Raw genomic sequence first — 7,496 nt, 5'->3', positions numbered from 1 at the left:
GCTGGCGGCGCTGTGTGCCCTCGTCGTACGCCGACTGCTGCCGCCGTCGCGGCGCTTCGTGGCGGCGCCCACCGGCGTCCGGGCGGCGGCCACGATGGCCCGGCGCGCGGTCGGCGACCGGGCGCTGGTGGCGCTCTACCTCATCGGCGGCTGCTCGGCAGGCGCCATGATCGGGATGCTCAACGTGGTCGGCTTCCGCCTCGAGGGACCCGGGTTCGGTCTCGGCCTCGGTGCGGCGAGCCTCGTGTTCCTGGTCTACCCGCTCGRCAGCGTCAGCGCCGCCACGTTCGGACGACTGGCCGACCGGGTGGGACGCCGGGCCGTGCTGCCGATCGGCGCGGTGGTGGCCGTCGGTGGCGCACTCCTGACGCTGTCGTCGACGCTCGCGGTGGTCGTCGTCGGTCTGGCCCTGCTCGTCGTCGGCTTCTTCGCCGTGCACGGCATCGCCAGCGGGTGGGTCCCGGCCCGGGCCCACGCGGGCGGCGTCAGCGCCGGGCAGGCCGCGTCGCTCTACACGGTCACCTACTACCTCGGCTCCTCGGTCTTCGGGATCCTCATCGCGCAGGCGTGGACCGCGGCCGAGTGGCCCGGGGTGGTCGCGGTGACCGTGGTGCTGCTCGTGGTCACCGGCGCGCTCGCGCTGCGGCTGCGGACCACCCGCTCCCTGCTGGCCTGAGGGGGTCACGGTCGCGCCCGGTTGACCGCGGGCACCGGCGCCTGGCTCGGCCCCGAGGTCACTCCGGTGCCCCCCGGCCGCCGTACGGTCACGTCATCGCACCGTGCCGTCCAGGACCCGAGCCGCGACCCACGCGAGACGTCGCAGGCGCCGGACGGACCGGGTCGAGCACGACCTGACGGAACCCCAGTGGGCGGCGCTCCGAGAGGAGTGGGGCGGCTGCGCCTACTGCGGCGCCGACGTGGCGGCGCTCCAGAAGGACACCATGCTCCCGATCTCGCGGGGCGGTCGTTACACCCTGGCCAACGTGGTCCCGGCCTGCGGCTCGTGCAACGCGAGCACGTGCAACCTCGAGGTGACCACCTGGATGCGCCGCAAGAAGCTCGACGAGGGCCGCTTCCTGGTCCGACAGGTCGCGGTGGCCCGCGCGGTCGCCGCCGCGGTCGCCGCCGCGATCGTCTCCCGCGCAGGCTCGGCGGAGGAGCGGAGCGACTGAAGTCCCACGCACACGCGTCGAGATCCCGGCTGGATCACGCCGCCGGGGCCGAGCCTCCACGCAGGTGCGTGGAAGTCCAGGTGGGACACGGTCGACCGGTCAGCGGCGCGCGGTCGCCTCGAGCCCGTGGGACAGCTCGCCGATCTCCGCGTGGAAGGCGTCGAGGATGCGGTCGGGATCGGGGATCACCAAGGTGTCGGTCTTGAAGCCGACCCGCACCGTCCCGGCGTACGTGAAGATGCAGGTGCCGAGCGTCTGGTCCCCCGACCCGGGCACCCAGCCCAGCAGGCTGGTGATCCGGGTCCCCGCCAGGTAGCGGGGCTCCCGCGGCCCGGGGACGTTGGTGGTGACGCCGCTGGCCTTGCCGGCGAAGAAGGTCACCAGCGCGCGGCTCAGGCGCCTGCCCAGCCGGCCGATCCCCTGGATCATCGCGAAGGTGATGACCGGCTCCGGGGAGCGCTTGATCCGGTCCATCCGGCGCTTGGTCTCGGCGAGCCGTGCGGCGGCGCTGGTCAGTCCGGAGGGCAGCAGCAGGACGACCAGCGCGAACCGGTTGCCGAGCTCGCGGGGCAGGGGCAGGTGCATGGGGCGCAGGTTGACCGGGACCATCGTCGGGATGTCGACCGTCGCGCTGCCGTGCTCGAGCTGGTAGCGCTCGAGGGCGCCGGCGAGCGCCGAGACCAGGACGTCGTTCACCGTGGCGTCCGAGGCCTTGGCGATGTCCTTGATGACCTGGAGGTCGATGGGGTCGGACCAGACCGCCCGCTTGTGCGATCCCGCCGCCCCGGCGAGCGGCGACTCGGGGTTGCGGGTCAGCAGCAGCTTGCCGAGGACGCCGGCACCACTGATCCCGGTCCGGGTCGCCGCGGCGATGCCCGCCCGGACCCGGGCAGGTCGCAGCGCGCTGGTGACCTCGGGCGCGGCGCGACGGGCCGCCTCGATGAGGTCGCCGACGCCGTGGTGCCGCGCGCCTCCCCCGTCCGAGCCGTCGTCGTCCGCGTCGGCCGTGGCGTCGGTCAGCGACAGCAGGACCTGGGTGAGCGCGATGCCGTCGGCGAGCGCGTGGTGCAGCCGGACGTAGATCGCCGACCCCTCGTCGAGCCCCTCGACGAGGTGGATGTCCCAGAGCGGCCGGTCACGCGGCAGCGGCGTGGCGAGGAAGCCGCCGACGTACTCCTGCAGGGCCGTGGCGTCCCCGGGTGCCGGGAGGCGGACCTCCCGGACGTGCTCGGTGAAGTCGAAGTCCGGTACGTCGCGCCAGCGCGCCTTCGCCCAGCGGTGCCGAGGCACGGTGGGGCGCCGCGAGAACACCGGGTACGCGTCGATCAGCCGTCGCTGGACCACCCGGTCGAACCTGGTCCGGTCGACCGGCCCGTCGAGGAACATGACGCACTCGATCACCATCAGGTTCTGGACCCGGTCCATGTTCAACCAGATGGCGTCGACGGGGTTGACGCGGTGCTCTCTCACCAGCCGAGCCTGTCACGACGGGCAAGGTCACGGGCAATCAATGCCGATGCGGCTCCAGCGGGCTCTACCGATCGACCAGCGCGAGAACCGTCGCCCGTGGGAGACGGGTGAGCGGAGTCAGCGCGACGGCAGCTCCCCGATCACGACGACCGCCGCGCACGCTGTCCAGGAACCCGGAGGGCTCCGCGAACTCCTCAGGGGTGAGGATCGTCGGGTTCACGGGACGGTGCACCGCGGCGCAACGGCCGGTGACGCTAGACGTTGAAGCGGAACTCCACCACGTCGCCGTCGACCATCACGTAGTCCTTGCCCTCCATGCGCACCTTGCCGGCCTCCTTGGCCTTCTGCATGGTGCCCGCCGTCATCAGGTCGTCGAAGGAGACGATCTCGGCCTTGATGAAGCCCTTCTGGAAGTCGGTGTGGATGACCCCGGCCGCCTCGGGAGCGGTGGCGCCCTTGCGGATCGTCCAGGCCCGGGTCTCCTTGGGGCCGGCGGTCAGGTAGGTCTGCAGGCCGAGGGTGTCGAAGCCGACGCGGGCCAGCACGTCCAGGCCGGGCTCCTCGACGCCCATCTCGGCGAGCATCTCGCGGGCCTCCTCGTCGGAGCCGAGCTCGACGAGCTCGGACTCGAACTTGGCGTCGAGGAAGATCGCCTCGGCCGGGGCGAYGATCTCCTGCATCCGGGCCTTGAGGTCGTCGTCGTTCAGCTCGTCGGCGTCGCAGTTGAAGACGTAGATGAAGGGCTTCGCCGTCAGCAGGGAGAGCTCGCGGACCAGGTCGCGGTCGACCGTCGTGCCGGTGACCGGCGTGCCGGACTCCAGCGCGGACAGCACCTCCTTCGCGGCGTCCAGGACGGGGCCCTTGGACTTGTCGCCGCGGGCCTCCTTCTCCAGCCGCGGGATGGCCTTCTCCACGGTCTGGATGTCGGCCAGGATCAGCTCGGTCTGGATCGTCGAGATGTCCGACGACGGGTTGACCTCGCCGTCGACGTGGGTGACGTCCTCGTCGCGGAAGACCCGGGTCACCTGGCAGATCGCCGCGGACTCGCGGATGTGGGAGAGGAACTTGTTGCCCAGTCCCTCGCCCTCCGAGGCGCCGCGCACGATGCCGGCGATGTCGACGAACTCGACCGTCGCGGGCAGGATCTTGGCCGAGCCGAAGACCTCCGCCAGCTGGGGCAGCCGGTCGTCGGGGACCCCGACGACACCGACGTTCGGCTCGATCGTGGCGAACGGATAGTTCGCCGCCAGCACGTCGTTCTTGGTCAGGGCGTTGAAGAGCGTGGACTTGCCCGCGTTGGGGAGTCCGACGATGCCGATGGTGAGAGCCACGGGCGGGGAGTCTACGGCCGCGACGCCCGAACCCCCTGATCCGGGCGGCCGGTTTGGCCGAGCGACCACCCGCCCTGTTCAATCGATTCCGTCGATCGATTCTCTCGATCGTCGTCACTGATCGATGTCGTCGTATCCGACCCTCGAAGGACCCATGCCCTCCTGGCTTCTCGAGCTGCTCGTCGCGCTGCAGTTCCTCAGCCCGACGATGCCCCCCGTGCCGGACCTGGTGGTGCCGGAGACGCCGCTCGTCTCGGCTCCGCCGGCGGCGGGACCGGTGGAGGTCTACAACGACGGCTTCGACACGCCGTACGCCGAGCGGTGGGCGCACGTGTCGAGCTCGAACGCCGACCGGATCACCCAGACGACGTACGACGGACGCACGGTGCTCGAGATGCGGCCCGAGGCCCACCTGGGCTCGCTCGCCTCCGTCCCCTTCGAGGTCGGCACCACCTACCGGGTCTCGGCGACGCTGAAGATGCCGAAGGAGACCGGCGTGCACCCGGCCTTCTGGCTGCGCACCGACGACACGCAGCGGGTCGGCGAGATCGACGTCGTCGAGAGCTGGGGCGGGAAGCCGCGCTGCGGGCGGGTGCTCGCGGCGTACTACTGGCGCTACTCCCCGCCGATCGGCGACAAGGCCTGCCTGGGTGACGTGTACCCCCAGGACATGGACCAGTGGCACGAGTACTCGGTGGAGTTCACCTACATGGGTCCCGGCCAGGACGCTGCCGCCGTCTCCCCCGTGCCGACACGGTTCTTCGTGGACGGGGTGGAGACGTGGTCCACCGACCACGCACCGGTGGCCCCCGAGCACGTGCGGCTCCAGGTCAAGCGCAACTGCCCCGACGAGGAGCAGCCCAGCTGCGGGGAGACCTCGTCGTCGCCGGCGATGTACGTCGACCAGGTGCGGGTGGAGCAGGTCGCCCGGCAGTCCACGGGCACCCCGGCCGACCTGGTGGGGATCCGGGAGCCCACCACCGGCGGCGTCGAGGCGCACGTGCTGGACGCGGCGTCCGGCTACGCGGCGTACTCCAACCAGACCGGCCTGCCGCTCACCGAGCAGGGCTGGAGCTACGCGACCGGCGACTTCGACGGCGACCGCGTCACCGACGTGTACTCCGTCCTGCCCGAGGGCGCCGGGACGGCGCAGGTCAAGGTGCTCGACGGCAGCGCCTACCTCCACTCCTTCCTGACCCACGCGACCGTCCTCCAGCGCGGCACCCGGCTCGGGCGCGCGGAGTTCGTCGCGGGCGACTACGACGGCGACGGCCGCGACGACCTGTGGGTGGTCGACCTCGACGAGGACGGTCGGCTCGCGGTCAGCGTGCTGGACGCCTCGACCGGCTTCCAGACCGAGCTGTCGCACGCCGCGACGGCCGCCCCGTCACTGGACCCGGACCGCTGGCAGGTCACCGCGGGCGACTACGACTTCGACGGACGCGACGACCTCTACCTCGTCGACCTGCAGTCCGACGGCCGCACCGCGGTGCACGTGCTGGACGCGAAGACGGCCTTCACCACCTTCCTCGCGCAGACCTACACCGTCGCGCTCGCCGTGGACCCGGCGACCTGGACGGTCAGCGCCGCCGACCCCAACGGCGACGGCCGCGACGACCTGATGCTGGTCAACCGGGCCGGGACGACGACCGAGGTCCACGCGCTCGACGCGGCGACCGGCTTCTCGACCTACCTCCTGCAGACCGGGACGGCACTGGGACCGACCAGCGACGACACGTGGACCGTCCTGGGCTGACGCCCTCGGCGCGTCTCTGCACCCGGCGGTGCGTCGGAGCGCACCCGCGGCTCCGGCGTCGTGGAAAACTCGGAGCATGACCCAGGCACCGGCCCCGGCCACCCCGTCCTCCACCGGGCTGCGCGAGCCCGCGCACCAGGTGTCCCCCCGCGCCGTGGGGTTCTGGCGCGTCGCGGCGCTGATCCCGTCGGTGGTCACTGCCCTGCTCCTGGTCGCCGCGTACGTCGCGTGGTGGCTGTCGGCGGGCACCCCGCCGTGGTGGGCGCTGGCGCTCGGCGTGGTCGCCCTCGCCGCGCTGGCGGCGTACCCGGTCGTGATGCCGCCCGTGCGCTACCGGGTGCACCGCTGGGAGGTCACCGACACCGCGATCCACACCCGGTCGGGGTGGGTCACCATCAGCTCGCGGATCGCCCCGCTGAGCCGGGTGCAGACCGTCGACTCCCGACAGGGCGCCTTGATGCGGGTCTTCCGCCTCGCGTCACTGACCGTCACCACGGCCTCGGCGGCCGGTCCCATCACGATCGACTGCCTCGACGCCGACCAGGCGCGGGAGCTGGTCGCGACCCTCACCGCCATCACCGGCGCCAGCGAGGGCGACGCCACGTGAGTCACGAGGTGGACGCCGACCCCGGCGAGTGGCAGCGGCTCGACCCCCGGAACCTCCTGCTCGACCCGGTCAAGACGGCCGGCCAGTTCCTGGTGCCGGCGCTGATCGCCTTCGTCGGCCTCAGCAGCAGCCGGGACGACGGGATGCCGTGGTGGTCGTTGCCGATCCTGGTGATCGGCGCGGTCGCCCTCGGGGTGCTGCCCTGGCTGACCACCTCGTGGCGGGTCACCGGGACCCAGTTCCAGAAGCGCACCGGCCTGCTCACCAAGACCACCTCCACCGCCCCGCTCGACCGGGTGCGCAGCGTCGACCTGGAGTCCTCGCTCCTGCACCGGGTGCTCGGGCTGGCCAAGGTGCAGATCGGGACGGGGGTCGACGACGACCGGATCACCCTCGACGCCATCTCCCGGGAGCGGGCCGACGCGCTGCGTGCGCACCTGCTGGCCCGGCGCGCCGGACCGGTCCCGACCGACACGGCGGCGACCTCGGACCCCGCGGACTCGACCGCCGCCGCGCCCCTGCCCACGGCGCCTCCACCCCCGGAGTCGCTGCTGGCCGCGATCGACTGGTCGTGGCTGCGCTTCGCTCCCTTCAGCCTGGCCCGGCTGGTCCTCCTCGCGGGGTTGGTCGGCCTGCTCGCCCAGTTCGCCGACGACCTCCCCTTCCTGGACCAGGAGCACCTCAGCAGCAGCTGGCGGTGGGTGACGTCCTTCGCCCTCTGGCTGGTCGTCCTGCTGGTGCTGGTCATCGGGGTCGTCGGCTGGGTCGCCGTCGCGGTCACCGGCTACGTCGTCCAGTGGTGGGACATGCGGCTCACCCGCGGGCAGGGGTCGCTGCACCTCACGGCCGGGCTCCTCACCACCCGCTCCATCAGCGTCGAGGAGACCCGGGTGCGTGGCGTGGAGATGCGTGAGCCGCTGCTCCTGCGGGCCGTCGGCGGCGGCGAGCTGTCCACCCTCGCGACCGGCGTCGGCAGCGAGGGTGTCACCCGGATCCTGCCGCCGTGCCCGCGCGAGGTCTGTGTCCGCGTCGGCGACGACGTGCTCGTCGACCCCGGCCGTCTCACGACGCCGCTGGTCGCCCACGGCCCGGCCGCCCGGCGGCGCAGCCACGTGCGCGAGGCTCGCGGCGCCCTCGTGCTCGCCGCCCTGGCGGTGCTC

The 7,496-nt window shown here is 72.5% G+C and carries 6 protein-coding genes and 1 pseudogene; 5 read left to right on the top strand and 2 right to left on the bottom strand.

The window, feature by feature from the left end; genetic code table 11:
* Both ACXJKL_RS09930 and ACXJKL_RS09925 read left to right on the top strand, forming a co-directional pair.
* Nucleotides 1–676 (top strand): annotated as a pseudogene (locus ACXJKL_RS09930) (MFS transporter); the annotation flags it as partial.
* A gap of 103 nt (nucleotides 677–779) precedes the next feature.
* Nucleotides 780–1,172, top strand: a complete 393-nt coding sequence (locus ACXJKL_RS09925; protein WP_457206895.1) for an HNH endonuclease — start codon at nucleotides 780–782, stop codon at nucleotides 1,170–1,172.
* A 99-nt stretch (nucleotides 1,173–1,271) separates the two neighbouring features.
* Here ACXJKL_RS09925 and ACXJKL_RS09920 read toward each other — a convergent pair whose 3' ends face one another.
* Both ACXJKL_RS09920 and ychF read right to left on the bottom strand, forming a co-directional pair.
* Nucleotides 1,272–2,642, bottom strand: coding sequence for a wax ester/triacylglycerol synthase family O-acyltransferase (locus tag ACXJKL_RS09920; RefSeq protein ID WP_457206894.1), 1,371 nt, complete (start codon nucleotides 2,640–2,642; stop codon nucleotides 1,272–1,274).
* A gap of 254 nt (nucleotides 2,643–2,896) precedes the next feature.
* Nucleotides 2,897–3,973, bottom strand: a complete 1,077-nt coding sequence (gene ychF / locus ACXJKL_RS09915) for a redox-regulated ATPase YchF (protein WP_457206893.1) — start codon at nucleotides 3,971–3,973, stop codon at nucleotides 2,897–2,899.
* A gap of 154 nt (nucleotides 3,974–4,127) precedes the next feature.
* Between ychF and ACXJKL_RS09910 the strand changes: the two genes are divergently transcribed.
* The 3 genes from ACXJKL_RS09910 to ACXJKL_RS09900 all read left to right on the top strand — a co-directional run.
* Entirely contained in the window at nucleotides 4,128–5,729 is a 1,602-nt protein-coding gene (locus tag ACXJKL_RS09910) for an FG-GAP-like repeat-containing protein (RefSeq protein ID WP_457206892.1), read from the top strand.
* Between the two features lie 76 nt (nucleotides 5,730–5,805).
* The gene (locus ACXJKL_RS09905; protein WP_457206891.1) at nucleotides 5,806–6,336 is read left to right on the top strand and encodes a PH domain-containing protein; all 531 of its coding nucleotides are present in this window, start codon (nucleotides 5,806–5,808) and stop codon (nucleotides 6,334–6,336) included.
* On the top strand, nucleotides 6,333–7,496 hold a 1,164-nt coding region (locus ACXJKL_RS09900; protein ID WP_457206890.1), incomplete at its 3' end, for a PH domain-containing protein. The genes ACXJKL_RS09905 and ACXJKL_RS09900, both read left to right, overlap by 4 nt.

The organism is Nocardioides sp. P5_C9_2, from assembly GCF_054049555.1.
Note: the sequence above shows the minus strand (reverse complement) of the source record. Positions and strands in the feature narration are given on the sequence as shown.

Excerpts from the sequence above, each read along its gene's own strand:
- ACXJKL_RS09910 (WP_457206892.1), top strand. The coding sequence starts at position 4,128 with ATGCCCTCCTGGCTTCTCGAGCTGCTCGTCGCGCTGCAGTTCCTCAGC.
- ACXJKL_RS09905 (WP_457206891.1), top strand. The coding sequence starts at position 5,806 with ATGACCCAGGCACCGGCCCCGGCCACCCCGTCCTCCACCGGGCTGCGC.